Source organism: Candidatus Magnetaquiglobus chichijimensis (assembly GCF_045865675.1).
GTDB classification, from domain to species: domain Bacteria; phylum Pseudomonadota; class Magnetococcia; order Magnetococcales; family Magnetaquicoccaceae; genus Magnetaquiglobus; species Magnetaquiglobus chichijimensis.
Genome location: NZ_BAAFGK010000004.1, coordinates 1,575,002 through 1,601,160 on the forward strand (window position 1 = coordinate 1,575,002; position 26,159 = coordinate 1,601,160).

The following is a 26,159-nucleotide window of genomic DNA, read 5'->3' on the forward strand; positions in this document are numbered from 1 at the left end:
CCACGAACAAAACGCGCTTGTCATCCATCATCGGCTCATGAATAGAGAAAACGCATGATTTCCTGGTATCCAACATCCTGGCACGCCTGACGCAGAATCCGGACCTTGCCATGCGCTACCCGACCCGACACGCAACGATCCGATCCCCATGGTTGCCGATGACCCGCTTCAGCCTGGTCATCGCCCTGGTCGGATCCATCCTGGCCTGGCTCCATCCCACCCACGCCATGGCCCTGGAACTCCAGCCGCCGAGCATCCATGGTTATGGGACGCTGGGGTGGATCCACGACGACCATGCCCGATCCGCCTTCACCCGCGACATCAACCAACGTCCGAAAGACTCCCTGCCCGAGGATCAATCCTGGTTCAACAACGACGCCTGGCTGCGGGATTCGCGCTTGGGGATCCAGGCCAGCATGCGCCTCTCCCCAGAGCTGTCGCTGATGTCGCAGGGGGTGCTACGCGATCAGATCAGTCGTGATTTCGGCTACTACGTCGATTGGGCCCTGTTGGCCTGGAACCCGTTTCCAGAAACGCAGCTGCGCCTGGGTCGGGTGGGATACGATCTGTTCCTGATCTCCGAACAACGCCACATGGGGTACGGTTACCCCTGGATTCGTCCTCCGGTGGAGTTCCACGGCTGGATCCCCCTGTTCTCACTCGACGGGGCGGATCTCTCCCATGCCGTGCTCGTCAACGACGCACGATGGCGCGTCAAACTCCAGGGCGGACGCTCCCTGGGCATTGGCGTCCCCATGGATGACGATCTCTATCATCTCGATCTGGATCGGTTGTTCGTGGCCACGCTGACCTACGAAAAAGGGCCCTGGCAGGTCAAGATCGGCCACTCCCAGCTCCACCTCAACCACGAGGCCAAACCGTTGACCCTGCTCCACGACGGTCTCGACGGGTTGGCAGGATCCGGTCTGCCGGCGGTCGAAGCCCAGGCCGCCCAATACCGACGCGACATGGGCTTCGCCGGATCGAGCATCACCCTCTCCACGCTCGGGGTGGTCTTCGACAACAAGGATTGGCTGGTTCAGGCCGAAATAGGCCGGGTTTCCGCCTCCATCGACATGTCCACCAACCATGACATGGGCTACCTGGCGGTGGCCCGACGCCTGGGAGACTGGACCCCATACACGCTGGTCAGCGCCATTCGTCCCCATCATCCGGCCCATGCCGCGACCTTCAACTGGGGCGACGGACTGCCCGCCGGCGTGGCCGATGGCCTCAACGGCCTGCAACAGGCCGCCATCATAGCGATCAACTCCAGTCGCATGGATCAGGAGACCTACTCCCTGGGGTTGCGATACGACGTGACCCCCTGGGCAGCCCTGAAGTGGCAGTGGGATGCCACCCGGATCCATCCGAATGGTTATCTGCTGCGCCCCGGAAACCTTCTGGACCGCTCCCAGCCCCTGTCGGTTCAGTCGTTCTCCATGGCTCTGGATTTCGTGTTCTAAAGCATGAAAACGGCCCTCATACTCCTGATTCCAATGCTGGCCTTCGTTCCCGAAGCGGCGCTGGCGGAAAATCTCGTGGTCGTGGTCCACCCCTCGAACAGGCTGGCGACCTTGACCCGACCGCAACTCTCCGATCTGTTTCTCGGTCGCGGCGCCACCTTTCCCGATGGACGTCGCGCCATGATCGTCGAGCAGGCGCGCGACAGCCGGACTCGCGAAATCTTCTTCCGCATGATCAACGGCATGTCCCTGAATCAGGTCAACACCTACTGGGCCCGCCTGACCTTCAGCGGACGGGTCAACCCGCCGACCTTCATGACCGATGGTCAGGGCGTCCTGCAGACGGTCGCCAACAACCCGGAGGCCATCGGTTATGTGGAGGCCGGATTGGTGGATGAGTCGGTGAGGGTACTGTTGGATCTGCGCGAGTAACTTTCAATGCGGGACTCCCCTCCCCACCGCCCGCGAAGTTCCCTGACGAGCGTTCCACGGTAAAGGATCACGCCGATGATCACCCCTTCGCGGAGTCTGAATCGTAAACTGGCCACGATCATCGGCCTGAGCATGCTGCTCTTCTCCCTGGTGGTAAGCCTTGTCTCCTACTCCTTCACCTACACAAACGAAATCGCGGCAGGGGAACGGTTTCAGGAACGTCTGTTCCTCACCGTCAAATCCCAGGCCGAAGTCGGGGTTTACGCCCGCAACGAACCGATCGCCCGGGATGTGGTGGATGGCCTGATGGCCCACTCCCTGTTCGTGGGAGTGCGCATCGACGGCATCGATGGCTTCCGCGTGGAACAAAGCCGACGCTTCGGGGTCGATTTTTCCCACGGCAGCCCCTTTCCGCTCCACTCTCCGGTGAATGGCCAGGATGTGATCGGCTCGCTGATCCTGGTGGTCAACGCCGAGGAGACCGATGCGATCGCGGTTCGCACCTCGCTGATTCAAGCCCTGCTCTCCATGGGTCAGAATCTCCTGGCCACCCTGATCCTGGCCTGGCTGATCCGTCAATATCTGGGCAAACCGGTGATCCGGCTCGCCGAAAAGATGCGGGAGATCCTGCCGGGGACGGGGATGCGTCTTCCGGTGGAAAAGGGACATGAGGCCGACGAGATCGGTCTGCTCGCCCAGTGGATGAACCGCATCCTGGAACGGGCGGATGAAGGGATCCGACGCGAAGGCCGGTTGCGCGCGGATCTGGAGCACAGTGAAAAACTGTTTCGCACCATCTTCGAGCAGGCCGCAGTCGGGGTGGCGCTGATCCACTCCGAGTCAGGCCGGTTCACGCGACTCAACCACCGCTATGCCGAGATGCTCGGCTATACGGTGGAGGAGATGCTGGATCGAGGGTTTCAGGATATCACCCACCCGGATGATCTGGCGGCAGATCTGGCCAACATGCGGTTGCTGATCGACGGCATGATCCGCAGCTTCACCATGGAAAAACGCTATTTTCACAAAAGCGGGGCCACGGTGTGGGTCCGGCTGACGGTGTCGCCCACCTGGAACGGCGACGAGACGCCGGAACATCACATCGCGGTGGTGGAGGACATCACGCCGGAAAAGATCGCACGGGAGGATCTGGCGCAACAAAAACTCTTTCTGGCCACGGTGTTGGAGAACATCCAGGATGGGGTGGCGGCCTGCGACAGTCAAGGCCGGATGACCGTGTGCAATCCGGCCTATCGCGCCTTCATGTCCATGGAGAGCGATGCGCCGACCGGAGAGCCGTGGGTGGAGGATGGACTGTTCCGGTTGTCCGACGGGGTGACGCCGTTGCCTCCGGACCGGGCACCCCTGACCCGCGCCTTGCGTGATGAGCCGGTGCTGAACGAAGAGTTGGTGCTGGTCTCCCGGAATGGCGACATGCGCCGCGCGCTGATCGTGACCGCGCAGGCGATGCGCGATGTGCAGGGGGAACAACTGGGGGCGGTGATCTCGTTGCACGACATCACCGCGCGCAAACAGGCCGAGGAGCATCTGGCACTCAGCGAGAAACGGTTTCGCAGCGCCTTCGAAACCGCAGCCCACGGCATGGCCCTGGTGTCCACGAACGGCTTCTTTCTCAAGGTCAACCGGGCGTTGTGCACGATCGTCGGTTACGACGAGTCCGAACTGTTGGGCATGAATTTCCAGGAGATCACCCATCCGGAAGACCTGGAGCTGGATCTGAAACTGCTCCGGGCAACCCTGGACGGAAAGCGAAACACCTTTCAGATGGAAAAACGCTATCTCCACAAGGACGGACAAACGCTCTGGATCCTGTTGAGCACCTCCTTGCTGCGCGACAAGGATGGCAAACCGGTCCATTTCGTGTCGCAGATCCAGGATATCACCGATCGCAAGTGGGCCGAATCGGCGTTGCGGGATAGCGAGACCCGTTATCGGATTCTGTTCGAATCCGCGCCGGATGCCATCGTGCTCACGGATCTGATCACGGATACCATCGTCAGCGCCAATGACACGGCGTGCCGATGGGTGGGACGTTCCCTGGAGGAACTGCGCGGCACGCCACCCGCCCGGTTGCATCCCGTGGCGATGCAGGCCGAGGTGGAGGCGTTCTACGAACCACGCCGGGAGTGGTTCACCATCGAGGCGGGTCAGAGCCTGGAGTTGGCCTTGCAGTCCAGGGATGGACGGATCGTGCCGGTGGATGCGAATGCCACGGTGCATCGTCTGGCCGGACGGCTGGTGCGGCAGGCGGTGTTTCGCGACATCACGGAGCGCAAACAGATGGAGGTCGCCTTGCGGGCGGCCAAGGAGGCGGCAGAGACGGCCAATCGCGCCAAGAGCGATTTTCTGGCGGTGATGAGTCACGAAATCCGCACCCCCATGCACACCATCATGGGGTTGGGACATCTGTTGCGGGACACCGGGTTGGATGCGGTGCAGCTCAGTTACGTGCAGACCATGATCGCCAGTGGCGAGAGTCTGCTGGGGATCATCCGCAACATCCTGGATCTTTCCAAGATCGAGGCCAATGCCTTGACCCCGATGAAGAGTCCCTGTCCGTTGCAGGCCCTGGTGGATGGGATCGCGCGACGGTATGCCACCCAGGCCAGGGCCAAGGGTCTGGAACTGCGGAGCGCGGGTCTGGAAAACCTCCCGGAGTGGGTGATCACCGATGGAGAGCGTCTGGCGCAAGTGCTCAACAACCTGTTGGACAATGCCCTCAAGTTCACTCAGCAGGGCGAGATCACCCTGGATTGCCGCGCCAGAACACAATCCGAAGCCATCGCCCTGGTCACGCTGGAGGTACGGGATACGGGTCCCGGTTTTCCCGAAGGGTTCGCGGAACGGATGTTCGAACCCTTCACCCAGGTGGACAGCACGCCGAGTCGCACCTTCGAAGGTGCGGGACTGGGGCTCTCCATCGCCCACCGGTTGACCGGGTTGTTGGGTGGCGTGATCGGCGGCGAGAGTCTGCGGGAGGGAGGCGCCCGGTTCTGGATCACCCTGCCCTTCCCGCTCACCGCGCCCCCGCTGGAGGAAGAGGAAGAGGAGTCGCTGCCCGAGCAGATCGGCGCGCCACGGGTGTTGCTGATCGAGGACCACCAGCTCAACCGGGCAATCACGGCCCGGCTGCTCGAACAGGTCGGCTGTCGGGTGAGCGAGGCGGCGGGCGGGGCCGAGGGGTTGGAGCGCCTGGAGGTGGAACCGTTCGATCTGGTGCTGATGGATGTGCACATGCCCGGCCTGGACGGGTGCGCGACCACGCGACGGATTCGCGCCCTGGATGGGGCGGTGGGACGCATCCCGATCATCGGTTGCACCGCCGATGCCCGTCAGGAGAACATCGATGCCTGCCTTGAGGCCGGCATGGGGGATGTGGTGACCAAGCCGGTGGTGCCGTCCCGCTTGCGGGAGGTGCTGCAACGTCTTGCCCGAGACCGGAGCGCGGATGATGCCGCGCCGGAGCGGAATCCAGAGGATGGCGGGAGCGCGGCACCCCTCCTTGGCGCCGAGGCGTCGGAGGCATCATCCGTCCACGCTTCCCATCGACCCCCTCGGGAGCCGACCAAACAGGAACCACACCGCCCTGCCCTGTTGGATCCGAAACAGTTCCGGCTGATCGGCTCGGCCATCTCCCCCGAAGGGTTGGTGGCGTGGAAGGAGGAGGCTTGCGCGGATGCGCGCGGCCTGTTGGCCGAGGCGCGCCGGCATCTGGATGCGGGGGATGCCCACGCAGCCCACGAGAGCCTGCACAAACTCAAGGGCAGCGCGCGCCTGATCGGCTGGGAACGGCTGGCCGAGAGCGCCGAACTGGCCGACGATCCCCAGACCCTCGCGGATCCGACCCGTGCCCACGCCCGTTTGGAAAGCCTGCACACCCTGCTGGAAGCGAGCATCCAAATCCTCGTCCACGCCGACCCCGCGTGACCCGAAGGGTTGCCCTGGGCGGCACCCCCGACCAGAGCCGCAGCGGACGCATCCCGTCCCCCCCGCATCCAACCGGAACTCAACGCGGCATCAGGACGACCCGACGTCGTTCTGCAACCTCTCCCGGAACTCAACGCGGCATCAGGGCGATCCCACGTCGTTCTGCAACCTCTCCCGGAACTCAACGCGGCATCAGGGCGACCCCACGTCGTTCTGCAACCTCTCCCGGAACTCAACGCGGCATCAGGGCGACCCCACGTCGTTCTGCAACCTCTCGTAGATGTTCAGATGGGCAGCGACCACCTGATGCACATCAAAAACCTCCTCCGCCCAGCGACGACCTGCCCGCCCCATCCGCGCGCACAGGATCGGGTCCGCGAGCAGACGTCCGATGGCCTCGGCCAGGGCCCCTGAATCACGCGCCGGCACCAGCAATCCGGTCACACCGGATCGAACCGCATCGCGACAGCCCGGGACATCCGTGGTCACCACCGGACGTCCGCAAGCCGCCGCCTCGCACAAAACCTTGGGCAGACCTTCACGGTAGGAGGGAAGCACCACGATCGTCGCGTCAGCCAACACCTTCGACATATCCCGACGCTTTCCCCAGATCTCCACCACCCCCTCCCGAGCCCACGTTTCCAGCTCCTGCCGGGTCAGGCTCGCGGGATTGCCTGGATCGGGCGCGCCCACCAGCACGAATCGGGGCGATTCCGTTCCCTGACCGTTCGTCCGAACGTGGAACGCCCTGGCAGCCGTCACGAACTCTCGCACCCCCTTGTCGATCAGCATGCGGGCCGCCAGCAACACCACGGGACGTCCCGTGGGCAATGGCGTGTCCACGAATTGATCCAACGCAACGCCAGAGCCAGGAATCAGGGTGAGGCGCCCGGCAGGCAGGCGCGCCAACCGGGAGACCATTTCCAGGTCGTCGCGATTCTGGCAGATCACCATGCCATGCGCATGTCCCAGCGCCACCCGGAACAGCACGCCGATCACCTTGCGCCGAATGGCCGGCCAGATCCCCCGCGAGATGAAGACGAATCCCAACCCTGGGAGAGCCGACACCAGAACCGGCACCCCCGCCAAACGTGCCACCACGCCCCCGAACACCACCAGCTTGAGGGTGATCAGATGGACCACATCCGGCTGGATCTCCCTGAAGAGCTTCCACAAGCGGATCAGCAGTCCCACAATCTCCCCAATGCCCACATGGCTGCGCGTCACCGGCAACGGATGAACGATCAAGCCATGCGCCTGCAATTCCGCCATCTTGTCGGAAATGCCCGTGGCAACATGCACTTGATAGCCCTGTTCAAGCGCCTTCAAGGCAATCGGCAGACGATGCGACAAAAAGAACCAATCGATGTTGATCACGAAAAGAATCTTGCGGTTCAATGGCGATTCCTTTCCAACCAGGATTGAAACATCAGAACAATCCAGAGTTGATGCTGCCAGTTGCGTTTGCCTTCCAGATGCTCGCGCCATTTTTGTCGAATGGGACCAGGTTCCAGATATCCCTCGTGGCGTAAACGGGCGGGATCGAGCAACGATTCGGCCCAATCCCGCATCGGCCCTCGCAACCAGGAATCGATCGGCACCCCGAATCCCATCTTCGGACGTTCGATCAGCGTGTCCGGGAGGTATCGGCGCAACACCTGACGCAAGATCCATTTGCCTTGTCCCTGGTTGATCTTCATCGACACCGGGATTCTCCAGGCAAACTCTACCACGCGATGATCCAGAAAGGGGACGCGGGTCTCCAGCGAGACCCCCATGGCCGCCCGATCCAGTTTCACCAGGATGTCATCCGGCAGATAGCCTGCCAGATCCCAGGCCATCATCTTCTGGACGAAACCGGATGGCTCCATCACACCATCCGAACGACACCAGGAGATCGACGGATCCTCACGCGCGCCGACAACCAGATGCGCGGCGTGCCAATGAGAAACCAATCCAAGATAGACCTCCGCAGGCGTGGCGGCGGACAGGATTCTGGAAAGCTTGAAAATTTTGTCCGCCGGTTGCGCGAACCGGGTCTCGCGTGGCAACCATCCGCCGATCCGGTTCATCCATCCATCGCACACGGATGGGGGCACGGATTGCAACACGGACGCCAGCGCACGCCGCATCGGCATGGGCCACTTTCCAAACAGGTTCCAGAGCGATGGCGCGACACGATAGCGGTTATACCCCCCGAAAAGCTCATCCCCTCCATCCCCGGATAGCGATACGGTCACATGACGACGGGTCAACCGGGCCAGAAGAAAGGTCGGAATTTGCGAGGAGTCCGCAAACGGTTCGTCGTACAGATCCGGCAGACGCGGAATCACCTCCAGGGCCATCTCCGGCGTGACATAAAGATCGGTATGCTCGGTACCCAGATGACGGGCCACGGCTCTGGCATGGTCGGCCTCGTTGTATCCGGCCTCGTCGAAACCAATGCTGAACGTTCGCACCGGGCAACCGGAACGGGATTGCATCAGCGCCACCACCGTGGAAGAGTCGATTCCTCCCGACAGAAAGGCCCCCAACGGAACATCCGCACTCATCTGCCGCGCCACGGCATCACCAAGCAGCCGATCCAGCTGGTCAATCACCCCCTCGGGATCGCGGGTCGGAACAGGGTCGTTCATGCCCTGTTCGACCACATCCGCAAGCCGCCAGTAGGCTTTGGGAACCGCCTCCACGCCATTGGCGCCAAACGCATCCCAGGCGACCGTCAACAGACATCCTGGCGGAAGTTTGTGAATATCCTGGTAAATCGAAGCAGGAGCGGGAACGTTGTTGTATCGCAACAGCAAGGCAATGGCCCCGCGATCGATCTCTCCCACAAAGGCCGGATGGCCCTGCAACGCTTTCAGTTGCGACCCGAACAGGAAAACACCATGCTGGCATCCATAATAAAGCGGCTTCTCCCCCAGTCGATCCCGCCCCAGAATCAACCGTCTGTCGTGTCGGTCCCAAACGCCGAAGGCAAACATCCCCACGGCATGCCGTATCGTCTCCTCGATTCCCCAGACATCGAAACAGGCGACCAGGGTTTCGGTATCGGAATGGCCGCGCCAGACCGGTTCCCCCCCCGTGTCGGCGAGTTTGCGCCGCAACTCCCGATGATTATAAATCTCACCGTTGAATACGATCAGAAAGCGACCACTGGGCGATTCCATCGGCTGGCGCCCGGCTGGCGACAGATCGACAATGGACAGCCGTCGATGTCCCAGGGTGATACCGGTGACCGGATCATGCCAGATCCCGGCATCGTCCGGACCCCGATGGACGATGGCATCCATCATCCCAAGGATGATTGTCCGCGCATCCTCTGCCTGCCTGCCGGTTGCAGGTTCCAAAAAACCAGCGATTCCACACATCGTGCATCATCTGCCATTCAGCAGCCTCTCTACTCCGCGCGTCAGGCCGATGCCACGGATCAGCCCATCGCAAGGTTTCGTGTATCATGAAGCACCGGAAACAGTGCATGAAGAATACGCTGTCGCCCGGTCTTTCCTTGGGCTCTTTTCAGCTCCAATGGATGTTCATGCCCTCTCTGGAGGTCAACTCCGGGTCCCCTCATGATCGCTCCGCGCTGCGGATTCGCAGAGAAAATGCCAATATGGCATGTTGTCTGAAATGGTAATCGTGTCGAAATGGCTTTGAAGAGCCAGGATCTGCGCACGGGTGACCCGTTGCTCAATGCTGGTGAAAAATCGGTCGTACACATCCTGGCGAATACGCAATATGGATTTGTTGGCATACCCCTCATACAAAGGCACCAGCTTGCCCCGTTGAAAGCGTTCGAGCAGATGTCCCAACCCCACCAGAGGCAGGTAGAGGGTGAGCGTCAGCAGCCAGGTCAGGAACGAACGCGCCAGGGGGTGATGAAGGGTGTGCAGGATCCGCCGCATGACCGTCACTCCGTTCAACAACCACCGAAAATAGAAAGGACGATTGTCCAGCGCGTAGTACAGGTAGATCAGCAAACGCGATGCATAAGCGCCCAATTTTTTGGTCATTTCCAGTGCATCGTCTGGCAGGTGATGAAGGACGCCCAGGCAGAACAGAAAATCGGCAAATCCCTCCCGAAACGGGAGGCGTGTCAAATCGCCGAGGAAATAGATCACCTGTGGCTTGGTTCGCAAATTCTCGCGCGCGACAAAAATGGCATCCGAAAAGTCCACCAGCACCAGTTCACGACACCGATCCGCGAGCCAGTAATTCCAGCGACCGATACCGCAGCCAAGATCGCACACCCGACTGTTCTTCAAGGTTGCCAGATTGACAAGATCGAAATACCGATCAAACTCCACCCGGTGTTCCGGCAACACCCGATTGAAGGTCTTCCATTCCTCGCCAAAGGTGAACTGGATCTCCCTGTCCATCGTTTCGGATCCGGCGCTTCGCGCACTGTCCAGATTGCGGTCTCCCCTCAGGAATGGCGGGTACTCCTCGGGAGAGAGCAACACAATGACATCCCCGACAATGGGATAAAGGCGCCCGTCCACCATCAGCCCTTCTTCGGATATCCCCACATGATCCGTGGCAAAAATATCCTTCAGACTGTCCAGTTTGTCCGAATAATAAGAAGAAATCATATCCCTCCAACGTTGCAAGACGGATCAACCGGGTGCATCAGTCGCTTGCCCGCGTCCGCCGGATCCGCGATGATGGAGCCCCCTCACCTCCCAACCGGCGTTGCACCGCCCGGATGGATGGCTCGAAACCATCCTTCCGCGTTGCGCCCAGCGTCCGATTCCATGCCAGACCGTATAATAGCCTGGTCCTCTGACCTCCGCACGGAGTCGTCCCAAGGAGACGCCTGGTGGACATCCGGCTTCACGCAGCGTTTTTTTCAACGCACCGTTTCCCGGAAACCGTGGCAAGGCTTTCAATCAAGCGGCTTTCCGGCCTGGCACCGGGTCTGAGGATCGATACACACTTCTGCCAAGGCTCGCCCCCGGTCCACGGCATCCTGACCAAAAAGCATGAGAACGATCATCGAAGGCGTCTGAAAGACAATCTCACCCGCCTGCTTCTGGAGCACCTGTTCGACCAGAGCTGCGTTCAAAACCCGGTGATGCCACCAACCGCTTTCGGAAACCATGGGGCTCTTCATCTTTTCGACATCCAGTTCCCGAATATAGCATGATTTTGTCCATTCAGGAACCGGGCTGACCTTCCCGGCAGACCGGCCATGGATCTTGCTGTTTTGTGTATAATGTAAAGGTGGGTTGGGAACCACCAGGAACCGGATCGATTGTTGGGTGACAAACCGATCCAGAGGTTGTTCGCAGTCATTATAATAAATCGCATGCTCTCCGAAATAAGGACGAATACTCCAGGGACGGGTACGATCCGCGGGATCTTCAAGAAAGACGATGCGATTGTTCGCATCCACCAGGGATCCGATTTTGTTGTATAATTGACGCTGTATTGACACGTTTTGCGCAACAATTTTCTTGACCACCCCAGGAACCGCATGCCATGCAAACAAACCAACAAAAAAAGCCAGCAGTAAAACCGATCCAACAGGCGTGATCCAACGCGCGGAAATCGCATAAAGGGTAACCGACACGCTGATGACAAAGAGCGGCAACAGTTGCAGATGATCGCGCATCTGATGGATACTGGTCGGAAAAAACAAAGAAAAAACAACAGCAAAACACAGCATGACCATCCAAGGGGCATGCACCTTCAGCTCCCCTCCCCAGTCAGGGGGCACGGAAACACCCAAAAGACGCAGCAACAACAAAAACATGCCCGCTCCAAACAGCACAAACAGCGCTTTGACAAGCCCATCCGACAGCATCATGTTGTTCCTGACGAATGCGACAGGCACGGAAACCAGTTTAAGTCTTGATTTGATCTCATGAAGATCAAACGTGAACTGCGCTCTGTTTATCTGCGTCATGGTGGTGGTCACAGTCGATCGGTCTTGTCCAGCAGCGACACTCGGATGCTGATGCATCCCGATCATGGTCAGCAAGATCAAATAAACACCCAGGATACCGGCCATCAACGTACCCGAGGCGACGGCCATTTTTTTGGCTTGCGCTTTCCAGCCCTGTCTGATCAACAGCCCATCGAGCACGATTACAGCAAGAAATCCGGGGGCATTTAACAGCACACTGGGATGGACATGACTGCCTTCGGCAAGCGCCACACCTGCCATCAACAGATAAAACAGTCTGACTCTCGTGGCAACTTCCAGAAACCGAATCAGAAAATAAAACGCCATCAACAGAAAAAATATTGATAACGTATGCAGAAATTCGATTCTGGAATAAGTGATCAGAATGGGAATACAAACATACAACACAGATGCCAACCATCCGACCCACTGATTGGACAATCGACGACAAACAAGAAGAATCAAGTATGCGTTACAGGCATCAATCAAGATATTGAAAATCTTGATTGCATAGTCCTTACTCTCAAACACCCTCAATGCCCATGAGAAAAAATAGAACGAAACAGGGCGATAGAGCCTTGGCTGATCGATTTCCAGAATCTCCAGACCATAGCGACCATCACTCCATCGCATGGCAAAGTGCCAGTACAAGAACTCATCACTCCCGCCGACCCCAATCTCCGAAATCCGCAGGAAGCGCAACAAAAAAATACTGAATATTGTCAAGAAAAACGCCAGACCGACGATCTTCTGCGTTCGATCCGCATGGACAAAGGAAGACCAGGTATTCATAATCCTCCAATAAACCTGATATGATTGCACAATTCAACCAACCTCTCGCAGGTCAAAACAAAGAACGCACGTTTCCAAGTCCGGATTGTACCACCAGGCAATGGATTTGCACCTGCCATCACCCGCGACTACCGGATCAAAAAATTATAAAAAATAATATTTTTCTGATCCGAAAAGAAATTGGCTCAATTTGGATTCCGGAGGCTTGAGCATACCATTGAATTGCGATAATCTCCATACTGATCGTCACGCCGACAGAAGATCGGGCATGATGCCGCACCCCATGACCAAACCGCGCCCAGTTTGGCATGTGTCGTTTTTTACCGTCGAAAAAAGCAGAAGCGTCTGGAAGATTCCTCTCTACAAATGCAGGTATCCTGAATCCTTAACACAAAGAGGAAGGATGCGATGGGCAGAAAAAAGGGGGGCAGGAGCATTCGAGGGCATCCGACCACAGGACGAAATTCTCAATTTTCAAGAATCATCAACCGGTTCAAGGCGGACCACGATGACACCCGTGCCCGGTAAAAACCAGTCCGACCGGCCCCGGTCCGATCGTGTGACCAATCTCGGGTCAGCCGTGTTCGCGCGCATCCGCCGGTTTCTGACCGCCTCCCTGCGTCGCCAATGGACACTGGGCGCGGCCTCGGTATACACGGTCCTGATCGGTTTGTTCATTTTCGATCTCGTTGTGTCGCAAAAAGAGTTCCTCGAACGACAAAGCGAACGGCACGCCGTGAATCTGAGCCGTCTGTTGGCTGTCAGCAGCCGTTCCAAGCTGATTGCCAACGACAGGATCGGCGTCGCGGAGATGCTGCACACCCTGGCGACCGATCGTGATGTGCAAAGCATCATGCTGCTTTCTCCCCAGGGAGAGGTGATTGGACACGAGGATCCGCAACGGATCGGCACGCTGGTGGAGGATGCGGTCCGACAAAAACTGCGACAAGAACCCCATCAACCGGTGGTGTTGCTGTCGAATCCGCTCAAGGTCGATGTCGCCACGCCGATCCTGGACCAGAAGCGGATGATCGGTTGGGCGCGCATCATCCTCGATCGGCAAGTCAACCAGGACGAATGGCAGAGAGTCGTCCGCAACGGCTGGATCTGTACCTTCGCGGCCATTCTGATCGGCGCCCTGTTTGCCCGGTGGATGGCTCACGACATGACAACGGAATTGTATCAACTCTTGAAGGTGGCCGAAGCCACGCGCAAAGGACGGCGCAACCTGCGCGCACCGGATGCGCGTCCGGATGAGTTGGGACAGTTGGCAACCGGTTTCAACCGGATGCTGGATGCCCTGACCAAAAAAGAGCGCTCCCTGATCAAGATTCAACACCGTCTCGAAAGCTCCAGGCAGGAGGCCAGAAATGCCGCGCGTCGTTTAAGCGTCAGTCACGCCTTCATGCACCAGGAACGCAACAAGCTGCATACCATCCTCCACAGCACCCGCGAAGGGATTGTGATCACCGATGCCCAAGGTGAGATCATCCTGATCAACCCCTCCACCGAACGCCTGTTGCAGAAGTCCAGCGAACAGATCGAAACGGAGGGGTTCGACCAACTGGTGGATGATCCCGACTTCATCCGGAACTGTCTGGAGCACGAAGAGGATGGCCGCTCTTTTACGCGCTCCTACAAGGGCAGGATTCTGCATTTTTATGCCTCGACCTTCCGGGAGGAAGGCGCCCCCGTGGGTACGGCGGCGCTGATCCGCGACATCACCGAAGAGGAGCGACTGAAAGAGGAACGCAACGAAATCATCGACCGGGCACCCTTCGGAATCGTCGTGACCGATGATCATGGCATCATGCGGGTATTCAATCCCGAGGCGACACGCATGTTTGGCCATGCCGCTCACGAGATCCTCGGCCAATCCATCAGTATGTTGATCCCGGAGGATCTGCGCAAACGCTACGCAACGCGATTCGAAACCCTGTTGCATCCGGCATCGGGTGATCAAATGACGCAAGAGACGCTTGCCTTCGAATCCGATGCGCTGCGCTGTGACGGTATCCGGTTTCCGATGCGCATCGCGGTCAATCGGATGCAACTGGACGGACGGGCAGCCCTGGTGGGGATGATCGTGGACATGACGGAAGAAAAGATCCTGCAAGAGGATCTGATCCGTTCCGAAAAAATGGCGGGGCTGGGTGGGATGGTGGCTGGCGTGGCACACGAACTCAATACGCCGGTCGGCATCGGCATAACCGCGATCTCCGAATTGCAGGATCGCACCGCGGATTTTGAGACGCTGTTGCAATCCGAAGGGATCAGCGAGGAGGAGTTGCTAAGCCACATCGATTCCACGAAACGGTTGGTCGAGCTGGTGCAACTCAGTCTGGGACGCACCGCCGAACTGGTGCAGAACTTCAAGTCCGTGATCACGGATCAATCCAGCGAACGCCTGCGCACGTTCCGTCCGAGAGCCTCGGTGGAAGTCTCGGTTCAGACCTTGCAGCACGAATTCGAGAGCACCGGACTGTCGATCGAGATCCTGTGCGACGATTCGCTAGAGATTCGCAACGATCCCGGCGCATTCACCCAGATCGTCATCAACCTGCTCAGCAACTCCCTTCTCCACGGTTTTGCCCCTGGAGCGAGCGGGCACATCCAGATGGCATTCGAACGTCAGGAAGATGAACTCCGTTTCATCTACCGGGATGATGGGCGCGGCATGACCGAAGAGACCTGTCATCGGATGTTCGATCCTTTCTTCACCACACGCCGTGATCAAGGCAGCCGTGGTCTCGGGATGCATACCGTCTACAACCTGGTCACCCAGACCCTGGGGGGCACCATCTCCTGCCAGAGTCAACCGGGTCAAGGGGTTTGCATACGCATCCACATTCCCGACCTGTTGAAAGAATCATGACATCCAAAAGAATATTACCAGAAAATCAGTAAATCATGTGACCGTTTACAAGCGTTACACGCCATGCTATCCTTGTCATGCAAAACAAAGAAATTCAGGGTTTTCCATCCCTCTTATCCACAGGGATACACTCATGTTCAAAATCTTGATCGTCGATGACAACGCGGTGGAGATTCGCCGTCCGTTGGTACGCCTGCTGGGCCGCATATTCGATCCAGAATCGATTCTGGAGGCTGAAAACGGAAAAATGGCGCTCGATATCCTGCAATCCTCCGAAGATCCCATCGGGGTGATCGTGTTGGATGTCATGATGCCGGTCATGGACGGAATCACTGCCTGCAAGGCGATTCGCAGCATGGACGGTCAAGATAACACTTACATCATCATGCTGACCGGACGCGATGGCGGATTGCCGGAAGGGTTGGAAGTCGGCGCCGATGTCTACATCCGCAAGCCCTGCGCCACGGACGAGTTGATCGCCCTGGTGCAAAAAGGGTTGCTGGAGTACGAACAACGCAAAAATCAGCGCGATGAACGAAAAGAGTTAGCCAACCTGTTGCACCGCGTCGAAGAGGAAAAATTCCAACTCCAACAGACCCAAACCATCCTCGATGTACCCTTCATGGAAGATTCGGGAGTCAATTGGCTGAACCTGGTGGATGACACGCGGTAACGTTCATGGCGGGGGATCTCTCGTGATCCCCCGTGGCATCCCTCACCCCATCAGGCAAGTTACGGTAACCTTTCGGGTTGAATCACCGTCTGCCGACAGCATGTTCATCAATCGGCATCACCTTCAATCGTTTCGATGGCCCTTGCATGGACAAAAGACGATCCCTTCGGTTGCTCATGTTCGTGGTCGCCTTGGGCGGTACCCTGCTCTCCCTGGCCGGAGGCTATCTGACCGGTCATCTTCAAGCACAAATCCATCGAAAAGAGTTCGAAAAAGGGGCAAGCGAACGGTTCGAGGCGATCAACAACCGCCTCGGTCGCTATTTGGGGGTCTCAGAAGATCTGAGCGGTTTGTTCGCCGCCTCCCAACAGGTCGATCGTGACGAATTCGCGACCTATGTCCAGCCCATCCTGAAACGCCTGAAGGGGCTTCATTCACTCACCTGGAATCGAAGGGTGCTCGCGGCGCAACGGCAAGCCTTCGAGACGGAAACCGCGCGGAAATTCCCTGGCTTCCGGATTACGGAGCAATCGAACACAGGAACGATGGTGCCGGCTGCCCTGCGCGACGAGGCCATTGTCATCGACTATGTGGAACCATTTTCCGCCCACGACAAGGCGTTCGGTTTCGATGTCGCCTCGGATCCCGTGCGCCTGGCCTCGTTCGAGTTGGCCAGGGACTCCGGAGTGACGATCGTCACCCCGCAGATCATGCCGATCCTGGAAAAGATCAACCAGTACGTCGTGCATATCATCCATCCCATTTACGCAAACGGAACAACCGTCGAAACCGTCGAGGAGCGTCGTCACCATCTGTCGGGATTCGCCGTTGGCGTGATCTGCTTCCGGGACTTGATCGAATCCGCCATCGCCGGCCTGTCGCCGCGCGGCATCACCTTCTGGCTGCATGACATCTCCGACTCCGGTAAACCGGTTCTTCTCTACCGTCACCTGACCCGGCTGGCCTCTCCAGACGACGCACCAAACCATCCACCGTCCACCGACGCCCTGCATCTGGACAGAACACTGACGGTCGCCAACCGGAAATGGCTTTATACGGCCTTGCATCACCATGACATCCAATACGATGCGCATGTGTTCTCCAGGGGATGGATCATCATTCCCCTGATTGGATTCTCCTTGACAATCCTCTCCCTGCTCTTCTTGAGGCGCTTGCTGCGCAACGAAACGGAACGGCTCGAACTGGAAACCGCCTTGAGAAACGGCGAGGAGCAGAAACGCATCATCATCGAACAGGCCCCTTTCGGCATCATCGTGGCCGACCGACAGGGAAGGATCCAGGAGTTCAACCTCGAGGCCGAACGCATGTTCGGGCATGCCCGTCCGTTGATTCTGGAGCAATGCGTGACCGACCTGGTTCCTCCAGCTTTCAAGGATGCCCATGAGACGGGATTCCGTCGTCATCTGGAAACCGGAGAGCGACGTATTCTCGGACTTCCGCCGTTCGAAACCGAAGCTCTGCATCAGAACGGGTCCACCTTTCCGGTGCGTCTGGCGGTCAACCGGATCCAGATGAAGGAGTCTCTCACCTTTCTGGCCGTCATCATCGACATCACCGAGGAAAAACGTCTGCTCACGGAGTTGATTCAATCGGAAAAGATGGCCGCCTTGGGCAACATGGTGGCCGGGGTGGCCCACGAGATCAATACCCCCGTGGGCATCGGCATCACCGCCTCCTCCGATCTCGAAGACCGGATCCGCGCCTTTGCGCTCACCCTGCGACAGGAAGGGATCTCGGAAGAGGAACTTGAAACGTTCATCCTGGCTTCCGGACGGATGGCGGAGCTGATCCGGGTCAATCTGGAGCGGGCCGCGGATCTGATACGCAGCTTCAAGTCCGTGGCCGTGGACCAATCCTGCGAAGAGATGCGTCCGTTCAAGATCCGGGATTGCATCGAATCCGCGATCAAGACGCTGCATCCCGAACTGCGCACGACCCGACTCGAAATCGACATCGACTGTCCGGAAACGCTGGAGATTCTCAGCCAGCCCGGAGCCTTTTCGCAAATCGTCATCAACCTGGTCAACAACTCCCGCATTCACGGTTACACACCGCCCGCGGAAGGCCGCATCACCATCACGTTCAAGGAGGTCGGGGCCTCGCTGCATTTCAGTTACAGCGATGATGGAGCCGGCATGAGCGATGCGGTGGTGAAGCGGATTTTCGATCCGTTCTTCACCACGAATCGTCAGCACGGCGGAACCGGCCTCGGGATGCACATTGTCTACAATCTGGTGACACAGACCCTGGGCGGGACCATTGACTGCCACAGCGTCCCCGGACAGGGAACCCATTTCCGGATTCAAATTCCCCTGGATCAGGGCCGGAAAACGCAACACCTCTCCATTGGAAAGGATCCGATCCGGACAACGAACAGGAGCGGCACATGACAAGGGATGATCAAGCCAGTCAACTCGAACGACTCCGCAAGGAGATCGAGGTGCAGCATGCCATCAACGCCTTCCTTAAACACTCCCTGGCGGCGACCCATGCCGATCAGTTGCTCAAGGAGGTGTTGGAGCTTTTTCCGCACCTGACCTTTCTGGGAGCCCAGGACAAAGGGGCTGTTTTCCTCATGGACGAACAGAAGCAGGCCCTGGTCCTGGTGGCCCATCGCAACCTGGCCGACGAGCTGTTGACCCAGTGCGCCGTGGTGCCGTTGGGACACTGCCTGTGCGGACAGGCGGCGCTCACCGGACAAATTCAGTTCGCCTCCGAGGTCGATGAACGGCACGAGATCCGTTTTTCCGGCATGCACCCTCATGGACATTTCAATGTACCCATCCTGGTCGATGGCAAAGTGGCGGGGGTCATCGTTCTCTATCTCCGCCATCGTGCGCCCATGGATCCGGAGTGCGTCCAGTTTCTCGAAACCGCCTCGACCATCGTGGCTGGAGCGCTGAAACGGCTGAAAACCGAACAGCAGGTGCGAATCAGCGAAGAGATGAAACGCATGGTGATCGAAAACACGCCGTGCGGCATCATCACGGTCAACCAGAATGGCGCCATCCGGATCTTCAATTCCGCTGCGGAGCAGTTGTTCGGATACGACAAGGAGGAGATCAGGGGGAAGAGCATCATCGATCTCGTGCCCTTGCCCCTGCAAAACTCTTCGAAAAACATCATGCAATGCTGCATCGATACGCACCATGTGCATATTCTGAGGATGCCCTTCGAGGCGGAAGGGATGCGTCGGGATGGCTCGGTTTTTCCGGTGCGTTTGGCCATCAACCGCATTCACGGCCTGGAGGATTGTTTCTTCATCGCCATCATCATCGACATGACGCATGAAAAACGACTGCTCGAAGAGATGGTGCATCTGGAAAAAACCATCATCGAGTACGCCCCTTTCGGGATCGTCGTCACGGATAACGACGAACATATCCTGACTTTCAATCTCGAGGCCGAAAATTTGTTCGGCTACTCCCGAAACGAGGCCATCGGCCAAAAGGCCTCCGCATTGATTGCGCAGGGGATGCGTCACTTCTATTCGCAAGGGATCCGGAGCCCTTTCTCATCCGAAAAAAGAGGGATGAAGGCCTTCGAATCCGAAGCCATCCGCAAGGATGGCTCGTTTTTTCCGATCCGTCTGGCTGTCAACCGCATCGTGTTGCGGGGAAAACCCGCTTTCCTGGGCATGATCGCCGACATATCCGAAGAGAAGCGGTTGTATGCGGAACTGGTCCAATCGGAGAAAATGGCCGGACTGGGCAGCATGGTGGCCGGTGTGGCCCATGAAATCAACACCCCGGTCGGCATCGGCGTCACGGCGGCATCCGAACTGGAGGAGCGAACCCGGGCATTCAACGCCTTGTTGCGCAACGAGGGGATTTCCGAGGAGGAGTTGGAAGGGTATATCGCCTCGACCTCCCGGTTGGCCGGGTTGATTCGTTTCAACCTGGAACGGGCCGCCGACCTGGTACGCAGCTTCAAGTCCGTGGCCGTGGATCAATCGAGCGACAAACTGCGCACCTTCAAACTGCGCGCCTATGTGGAATCGTCCGTCCTGACCCTGCATCACGAACTCCGCCATACCCAGTTGCTGGTGGCCGTCGTCTGTCCGGATGACCTGGAGATTCGCAGCCATCCGGGCGCCTTTTCCCAAATCATCCTCAACCTGATCAACAACTCCAGAATTCACGCCTTCGATCCCGATCAGGCCGGTCAGATCACCATGGAGTTTCAGGTCGAAGGCGATCGACTGATTTTCATCTACCGTGACAATGGAAAAGGGATGACGGAGGAGGTCAGCAACCGCATTTTCGAGCCTTTCTTCACCACCCGACGCGATCTGGGCGGCAGCGGTCTCGGGATGCACATCGTCTACAACCTGGCCACCCAGAGTCTGGGAGGAACCATCTCTTGTCAAAGCGCACCAGGATGTGGCATAACCATTCAAATGGAAATACCACTGCTACGCTGATCAGGCGTGATCAGCAACGCCGATATTCGGGATTGCCAGGGATGGTCGTTCCTGTTTTCCAGTCATGCGGGAGAACACAATGACCAAAATTCTGATCGTCGATGACAATGAACGGGAGATCCGACGTCCGCTGGTCCGGCAAATGGGGCGCATCTTCGGTCCGGACAAGATCCTGGAAGCGGAAAACGGTCAGCAGGCCCTGGAACTCGTGGAACGCGAACACCCCATGGTCATCCTGCTGGATGTCATGATGCCGGTCATGGATGGCATCTCCGCCTGCCGTCTGATCCGCAGCAAACCGCAGTTCAGCGGACTCTACATCATCATGCTGACAGGCCGCGAAGGCGGGTTGGCGGAAGGTCTGGATATCGGCGCGGACGCCTATGTGCGCAAACCCTACGACATCGACGAACTGACCGCCTTCGTGCGCAAGGGGCTCAAGCAGTCCAAGGAACGCAGCGTTCCGGCCATGGATCCGGTGACCGGACTGTTCAACGAATCCTTTTTCCTGGATTCCCTGTTGGCGGGTGAATTGGCCCGCGCCACCCGTTACGAACTCAATTTTTCCCTCATCCGGTTTCGTCTCGACCTGCCCGTATCGGAAGCGGAACCGGACGACGAACTGCTGCGTGCGGTCTCCCGCCTGCTCTCCTTTCGGGAGAGTGATCGGGTGGCCTATCTGGGCGGTCATGACTTCGTGGTGATGTTGCCAAGCACGCCACCGGCCCATGCTCTGGGGATTGCCAACCGTTTGTGCAAACGGGTCGCAGAGAGCGACTTTCCCGGTCACAAACCACTGACGGCCAGCTTTGGCGTGGCCAGCTTCGATTTTGCGGAAGGGCTGTTGATGCAACTGGCCGAGGATGCCCTGAATCAGGCGCAACTTCAGGGTGGGGGCATGGTACGCGTGGCAGGGGCATAGCATAATCGATCGCGACGCACACGCTTCATTCGATAAAGGAACAACCCCATGGAAGACAAAAAAGAACGGGAAGGCCGAATTCTGATCGTGGACGACAAGGTGGAAGAGGAGTTGAGCACTCTGGTGCGCTCTCTCACCCGTTTGGGCTACGTGGTGCACACCAGCGTCAATGCGGCTGGCGCCTTTGCCAAGCTCAAGGAGACGCCGATCGACGTGGTGGTCACCGATTACAACATGCCCTTCGCGGATGGTCTGGAACTGTTCCACAAAATCCGCGCCACCTTCCCGGAGATGCCGGTCATCATGATGAGCGGAGTCGGATCCACGGAAGTGGCGGTGGAATTCATGAAGGCACGGGGCACGGATTACATCTCCAAACCCGTGAATCTGAACGAAATCGACCAAAAGATCCGTCGCGCCGTGGGCATGGCCCTGAATGTGGAATTGGGCCATCTGCGCAAAACGCTCGAGTTGGTCAAAGGGCATCTCAACCTGGCTTCAGCCAGCGGTCGCTCCATTTTTGCCGCCGCAGATCGCATCCGGGGCAATGAATCGGAGGTGCGGGAGATTCTCTCCGCCTCCCGCAATCTCGGACAAAATCTCATCGCCGCGATCAAGGCCATCGAATCCCACGAAGAGGGCAAGCGTCACGATGGGTAAAATCCTGATCGTCGATGACGAAGAGGACCGGATTCTCACCCCTTTGGTACGACAACTGGGCCGGGTGTTCGGTGGCGAAAACGTCGAGGGCGTGACCAGCGTCACCGCTGCTCTTCAATACGCCGAACAGGAGAGCATCGACGTGGTGATCACCGATCTCATGATGCCCGAGCGGGACGGCTACGATTTCTGCCGAACCTTTCGTTCCAATCCTCTGAATCTGGGATACATCATCATTCTTTCGGGACGGGATGGCGGCATCGCCGCCGGATTGCGCGCCGGCGCCGATGTCTATTTCCGCAAACCCTACGACATCGACGATCTGGTCGCCCAAATCGAAAAAGGAATCGAGGTCACACGCAACCGCCTGTTTTCCATGCAGGATCTCTTGACCGGACTCTTTCTGCGCCGCATCTTCGACGCGGTGTTCACCCTGGAGGCGGCCAAACTGCACCGCATGCCGCAACCGCTCTCCGCGATCATGTTCGATATCGATCATTTCAAGAAGATCAACGATACCTTTGGTCATGCCGTTGGGGACATCGTGCTGCACGATGCCGCGCAACTTCTCAAAAAAAGCAGTCGCAAGAGCGATCTTTTCGTGCGTTATGGCGGCGAAGAGTTCCTGCTGCTGCTTCCCGGAGCCTCCGAGGACAAGGCTCTGGAAATCGCCCAGCGTCTGCACCAGGCCATGGTTGAATACACGTTCCCGCAAGCCGGCCAGGTAACCGCCAGTTTCGGCGTGGCCACCACCACGCGCCATCCAGAAAATCTGGTGACCCGGGCCGATCAGGCTTTGTACGCCGCCAAAAACGCCGGACGCAACCGGGTCGTCACCGCCGACCCGGAAAGAGATCCGCCGACATGAAACCCCTGGTCCTCATCGCGGCGGCTCTGACGGAAATCCGCCCGCTGGCCAGAATCCTGGAAAAACAGTTCGAAATCGCCATTGCGCTCGATGGGGAGAAAACCCTCTTCGCCACCCGGCAACGCAAGCCGGATGTGATCCTGCTGGATGAGAAAATCCGTCTCGCCGATGGCGGGATGGTCTGCACCCGCATGCGGGACGAAATCCCGGAAAGCCAGGAGATTCCTGTGCTCTTTCTTCTGGACAGCGGCGCGCATCGCAGCCTGGCACGGGAACAGGGCGCCGTGGATTATCTGCACAAACCCTTCGAAAACGAAGAGGTCATCTCGCGCGTCCAGACCTTCGCCTCCTTGAGCCAGATGCAACGCGCCCAGAAACGCTACAGCGATTCCTTGGAGGTCACGGTACGGGAACGCACCCGAGCGCTGGAGGAGAGTCGCCGGGAGACCATCTACATGCTGGCCCGCGCCGGCGAATTCAACGATACCGATACCGGGGTGCATATCTGGCGCATGTCCGCGTATGCCCAGGCGTTGGCCGTGGCTGCCAAGGCCTCCCAGAGGGAGTGCGACTTGCTGCAAATGGCTGCACCGATGCACGACATCGGCAAGATCGGCATTCCGGACTCCATTCTGAAAAAACCCGGCAAACTGAATGCCGACGAATGGCAGTCCATGAAAACCCATACCCTTATTGGCCGGGATATCCTGTTGGAAAGCCAGGATCCTCTGTTTCAGATGGGCGCACTGATCGCCCATCAACATCACGAACGTTGGGATGGACAGGGATACCCGCAGGGGATCCAGGGAGATGCGATTTCGGTTTGGGCGCGCATCGTCAGCGTGGCCGACGTGTTCGATGCCTTGACCATGAAACGCCCCTACAAGGAGGAGTGGCCGGTGGAGAAGGCCGTGGAAGTCATGCACAAGGACAGTGGATCCCATTTCGATCCGAAAATGTTGGAACTTTTTCGGGGCATTCTTCCGGAAATTCTCCGCATCAAAGAGGCGTTCGTTCAGCGTTGAGATGGATGGGCCGTACTGTTTTCAATCCAGCGTCCGCACCTCCAGCATGATCCACTTCTCCTGTCCCCTGGAATCGCAAATAACCCGTCCCGACAGCAATACCGGCACCCCTTTTCCCGATCCGGTCCGCATGGTCTTCGGGATCTCCCTTGCCTTGGTATTGGCGAGCAGATCCTCCAGAAGCGGTCCCATATCGCTTTCTGAAAACAGTTGCCCTACCGGAAGATCACGCAACTCCTGCGCCGGACGCCCGATCAACCGGACAGCCGCAGGATTCATGTAGCGGATTCGTCCAAGCGGGGTTGGCGCACACAGAATCAATCCGACACTCAACGACGTGATGATATCCTGAAAGGCCCAACGGCTTTCATTCAGATTGCCGACCTGATTTTCCAAGACCTGCTGCTTTTCCAGATTGGCCTGGTATTCGGCCACTGCCGCCATGCCTTTTTGCACGATGGCGAGCAACTCCTCGAACGAACAGGGTTTGCGCAGATAGACGTCGGCGCCCACTTCAAGCCCTTCGGGCAGACCTCCCTCCCGGCCCGTCAGCATGATGATGTACGTGCCGTTGTTCTCCGGCAAGGAGCGAATCACCCGGCAGGCCTCAATCCCGTCCATGAGCGGCATCATGACATCCAGGATGATCACCTCCGGACGATGCCTGGCAACCATTTCGACCGCCATGCGGCCATTCGCCGCCTCCAGGATGCGTTCTTCACCAAAGACGCGGCCCAATTGTCTTTTCAGGGGTTGACGCACCTCTTCGCGGTTGTCATCGACAATCAAAATACCAGGCATGATTATAATTATCCTTCCAGAGACAATGGCAATGTGAAGGTAAAATGAGCCCCCTGACCCGGAGTGCTCCGCACCTGGATCTCTCCACCCTGTCTGCGCACCAGTTCACGCGTGATGGGCAACCCCAGCCCCGTGCCCCCGGCTTGACGGGTCGCAGAGTTGTCAATCTGCTCGAACGCCTCGAAGATGAGAGAGAGCTTGTCCGGAGGAATGCCGCACCCGGTATCCGCGATGCAGAACGACGCATGGCGTTCCTCTCGAACGACCGACAGGGTGACGGATCCCGCGCTGGTGAACTTGATGGCATTGCCCAGCACGTTGAACAGGATCTGCTTGAACCGTTTTCCATCGGCAAGCACGGAGAAATCCTCATCCAGACGCACCACCATCTGCAATCCTTTTTTGTCGGCCAGGGGGCGCAAGGTGGCGAGGACATCCTGAATCGGTTGACGGACCGGATGGGGCGTGATGGAGAGCGTCAATTTGCCGGCCTCGATGCGGGCAAAATCCAGCACATCTTCGATCAACCCCAGGAGATGCTCCACGGATTTCAGCCCTTGCGAAGCGATCTCTTCCACCTCGTCGCGTGTCTCCTGGAGAGCGGCGGTGAATTGGCTCTTCAGGTTTTCATCGTGCATGGAGCCAATCAGCGCCTGGAGTCTCTTCATACCGACGAACAGATGGAACTGACTTTTGAACTCTTCGAACGGCCCCTTGGTCCCTTGCAGAGGGGTGCGAAGTTCGTGACTCATCATGTGCAGAAAATTGGATTTCGCCTGACTGGCCGCATCCGCGGCCCGGCGCAATTCGACCTCCCGTTGCCGGGCCAAATCGAGCTCACGGATATCCCGATGCGCGCGCAAGGCAACCTTGAGCGCTGTTTTCAATCTCCGGCTGGTAAGATCGGTCTTTTCTAAAAAGTTATTGATATCATATTCTTCAAAGATCTTTTCTTCCGGGAACTGACCGGCCTGACCGGTCCGCAACAAAATCCGCAAATTCTGGTTACGAAGTTCTTCCCGGATGAATTTCACGACATCCAGACCGGCATGATTGGTCTCCATGACCACATCCAGCAGAATGACCGCCGCATCCTCATGTTTTCTCAACAGTTCTCGCGCTTCCTGACCGGAATACCCCGTAATCAACCATAAATGGCGCCCCTCGAACGTAAAATCGCGCAACACCTCTTCCGTCAGGATATGAATCTGGGGATCATCATCCACCACAATGATCTTCCACAAAGATCCGGATGGCTTGTCATGTTCCGTGCGCGCTTCACTTTTTTTCTTGAAAACCATGATTTTCTTTTCAGGTGGTCGTTCAATCCCGTTCATTGCGCACA

The 26,159-nt window shown here is 58.1% G+C and carries 17 protein-coding genes; 11 read left to right on the top strand and 6 right to left on the bottom strand.

What is annotated here, in order from left to right; all coding sequences use genetic code 11:
- Positions 1-158: 158 nt before the first annotated feature.
- The 3 genes from ACOY6C_RS10960 to ACOY6C_RS10970 all read left to right on the top strand — a co-directional run bounded on the left by ACOY6C_RS10960 (position 159) and on the right by ACOY6C_RS10970 (position 5,846).
- Positions 159-1,466 (top strand): hypothetical protein, encoded by a 1,308-nt coding sequence (locus ACOY6C_RS10960; RefSeq protein ID WP_420905516.1) that lies wholly within the window; start codon positions 159-161, stop codon positions 1,464-1,466.
- A 3-nt stretch (positions 1,467-1,469) separates the two neighbouring features.
- Positions 1,470-1,898, top strand: coding sequence for a type 2 periplasmic-binding domain-containing protein (locus tag ACOY6C_RS10965; protein ID WP_420905517.1), 429 nt, complete (start codon positions 1,470-1,472; stop codon positions 1,896-1,898).
- 75 nt (positions 1,899-1,973) lie between these two features.
- A complete protein-coding gene (locus ACOY6C_RS10970) occupies positions 1,974-5,846 on the top strand; it encodes a PAS domain-containing hybrid sensor histidine kinase/response regulator (RefSeq protein WP_420905518.1) in 3,873 nt (1,290 codons plus the stop codon).
- Between the two features lie 243 nt (positions 5,847-6,089).
- On the opposite strand, the gene ACOY6C_RS10975 is transcribed toward ACOY6C_RS10970, so the two are convergent.
- The 4 genes from ACOY6C_RS10975 to ACOY6C_RS10990 all read right to left on the bottom strand — a co-directional run bounded on the left by ACOY6C_RS10975 (position 6,090) and on the right by ACOY6C_RS10990 (position 12,546).
- Positions 6,090-7,244 carry a glycosyltransferase family 4 protein gene (locus ACOY6C_RS10975; protein ID WP_420905519.1) on the bottom strand — a complete coding sequence of 385 codons (1,155 nt, stop codon included), beginning with the start codon at positions 7,242-7,244 and terminating at the stop codon, positions 6,090-6,092.
- Positions 7,241-9,217, bottom strand: coding sequence for an asparagine synthase (glutamine-hydrolyzing) (asnB, locus tag ACOY6C_RS10980; protein WP_420905520.1), 1,977 nt, complete (start codon positions 9,215-9,217; stop codon positions 7,241-7,243). The genes ACOY6C_RS10975 and asnB overlap by 4 nt, the downstream gene beginning before the upstream one ends.
- A 183-nt stretch (positions 9,218-9,400) precedes the next feature.
- Entirely contained in the window at positions 9,401-10,438 is a 1,038-nt protein-coding gene (locus ACOY6C_RS10985) for a class I SAM-dependent methyltransferase (RefSeq protein WP_420905521.1), read from the bottom strand.
- 293 nt (positions 10,439-10,731) lie between these two features.
- Positions 10,732-12,546, bottom strand: coding sequence for an ArnT family glycosyltransferase (locus ACOY6C_RS10990; RefSeq protein ID WP_420905522.1), 1,815 nt, complete (start codon positions 12,544-12,546; stop codon positions 10,732-10,734).
- A gap of 580 nt (positions 12,547-13,126) precedes the next feature.
- Between ACOY6C_RS10990 and ACOY6C_RS10995 the strand changes: the two genes are divergently transcribed.
- The 8 genes from ACOY6C_RS10995 (at position 13,127) to ACOY6C_RS11030 (ending at position 24,013) form a co-directional block, all read left to right on the top strand.
- Positions 13,127-15,421: a PAS domain S-box protein gene (locus ACOY6C_RS10995; RefSeq protein WP_420905523.1), complete on the top strand. Its 2,295-nt coding sequence runs from the start codon at positions 13,127-13,129 to the stop codon at positions 15,419-15,421.
- Between the two features lie 37 nt (positions 15,422-15,458).
- Positions 15,459-16,094 carry a response regulator gene (locus tag ACOY6C_RS11000; RefSeq protein WP_420905524.1) on the top strand — a complete coding sequence of 212 codons (636 nt, stop codon included), beginning with the start codon at positions 15,459-15,461 and terminating at the stop codon, positions 16,092-16,094.
- A gap of 146 nt (positions 16,095-16,240) precedes the next feature.
- Entirely contained in the window at positions 16,241-18,505 is a 2,265-nt protein-coding gene (locus ACOY6C_RS11005) for a CHASE domain-containing protein (protein WP_420905525.1), read from the top strand.
- Positions 18,502-20,538: a PAS domain S-box protein gene (locus ACOY6C_RS11010; RefSeq protein WP_420905526.1), complete on the top strand. Its 2,037-nt coding sequence runs from the start codon at positions 18,502-18,504 to the stop codon at positions 20,536-20,538. The genes ACOY6C_RS11005 and ACOY6C_RS11010 overlap by 4 nt, the downstream gene beginning before the upstream one ends.
- Positions 20,539-20,617: 79 nt before the next feature.
- Complete coding sequence (locus ACOY6C_RS11015; protein ID WP_420905527.1) at positions 20,618-21,460, top strand: response regulator; 843 nt, start codon at positions 20,618-20,620, stop codon at positions 21,458-21,460.
- Positions 21,461-21,508: 48 nt separating this feature from the next.
- Positions 21,509-22,120 (top strand): response regulator, encoded by a 612-nt coding sequence (locus ACOY6C_RS11020; RefSeq protein ID WP_420905528.1) that lies wholly within the window; start codon positions 21,509-21,511, stop codon positions 22,118-22,120.
- The gene (locus ACOY6C_RS11025) at positions 22,113-22,988 is read left to right on the top strand and encodes a GGDEF domain-containing response regulator (protein ID WP_420905529.1); all 876 of its coding nucleotides are present in this window, start codon (positions 22,113-22,115) and stop codon (positions 22,986-22,988) included. The genes ACOY6C_RS11020 and ACOY6C_RS11025 overlap by 8 nt, the downstream gene beginning before the upstream one ends.
- The gene (locus ACOY6C_RS11030; protein WP_420905530.1) at positions 22,985-24,013 is read left to right on the top strand and encodes an HD-GYP domain-containing protein; all 1,029 of its coding nucleotides are present in this window, start codon (positions 22,985-22,987) and stop codon (positions 24,011-24,013) included. Before ACOY6C_RS11025 ends, ACOY6C_RS11030 begins: the two co-directional genes overlap by 4 nt.
- A 21-nt stretch (positions 24,014-24,034) precedes the next feature.
- On the opposite strand, the gene ACOY6C_RS11035 is transcribed toward ACOY6C_RS11030, so the two are convergent.
- Positions 24,035-24,814 carry an ATP-binding response regulator gene (locus tag ACOY6C_RS11035; RefSeq protein WP_420905531.1) on the bottom strand — a complete coding sequence of 260 codons (780 nt, stop codon included), beginning with the start codon at positions 24,812-24,814 and terminating at the stop codon, positions 24,035-24,037.
- Positions 24,815-24,822: 8 nt separating this feature from the next.
- On the bottom strand, positions 24,823-26,151 hold the full coding sequence (locus ACOY6C_RS11040) for an ATP-binding response regulator (protein ID WP_420905532.1): 1,329 nt from the start codon (positions 26,149-26,151) through the stop codon (positions 24,823-24,825).
- Positions 26,152-26,159: the final 8 nt, after the last annotated feature.

Bases quoted from the DNA above. Each gene is read 5' to 3' on its own strand.
- ACOY6C_RS11025 (WP_420905529.1), top strand. From the start codon at position 22,113: ATGGGTAAAATCCTGATCGTCGATGACGAAGAGGACCGGATTCTCACC.
- asnB (WP_420905520.1), bottom strand. From the start codon at position 9,217: ATGTGTGGAATCGCTGGTTTTTTGGAACCTGCAACCGGCAGGCAGGCA.
- ACOY6C_RS11020 (WP_420905528.1), top strand. From the start codon at position 21,509: ATGGAAGACAAAAAAGAACGGGAAGGCCGAATTCTGATCGTGGACGAC.
- ACOY6C_RS11005 (WP_420905525.1), top strand. From the start codon at position 16,241: ATGGACAAAAGACGATCCCTTCGGTTGCTCATGTTCGTGGTCGCCTTG.
- ACOY6C_RS10960 (WP_420905516.1), top strand. From the start codon at position 159: ATGACCCGCTTCAGCCTGGTCATCGCCCTGGTCGGATCCATCCTGGCC.
- ACOY6C_RS10985 (WP_420905521.1), bottom strand. From the start codon at position 10,438: ATGATTTCTTCTTATTATTCGGACAAACTGGACAGTCTGAAGGATATT.
- ACOY6C_RS10970 (WP_420905518.1), top strand. From the start codon at position 1,974: ATGATCACCCCTTCGCGGAGTCTGAATCGTAAACTGGCCACGATCATC.
- ACOY6C_RS11030 (WP_420905530.1), top strand. From the start codon at position 22,985: ATGAAACCCCTGGTCCTCATCGCGGCGGCTCTGACGGAAATCCGCCCG.
- ACOY6C_RS11040 (WP_420905532.1), bottom strand. From the start codon at position 26,151: ATGAACGGGATTGAACGACCACCTGAAAAGAAAATCATGGTTTTCAAG.
- ACOY6C_RS11015 (WP_420905527.1), top strand. From the start codon at position 20,618: ATGACCAAAATTCTGATCGTCGATGACAATGAACGGGAGATCCGACGT.
- ACOY6C_RS10990 (WP_420905522.1), bottom strand. From the start codon at position 12,546: ATGAATACCTGGTCTTCCTTTGTCCATGCGGATCGAACGCAGAAGATC.
- ACOY6C_RS10965 (WP_420905517.1), top strand. From the start codon at position 1,470: ATGAAAACGGCCCTCATACTCCTGATTCCAATGCTGGCCTTCGTTCCC.
- ACOY6C_RS11035 (WP_420905531.1), bottom strand. From the start codon at position 24,814: ATGCCTGGTATTTTGATTGTCGATGACAACCGCGAAGAGGTGCGTCAA.
- ACOY6C_RS11010 (WP_420905526.1), top strand. From the start codon at position 18,502: ATGACAAGGGATGATCAAGCCAGTCAACTCGAACGACTCCGCAAGGAG.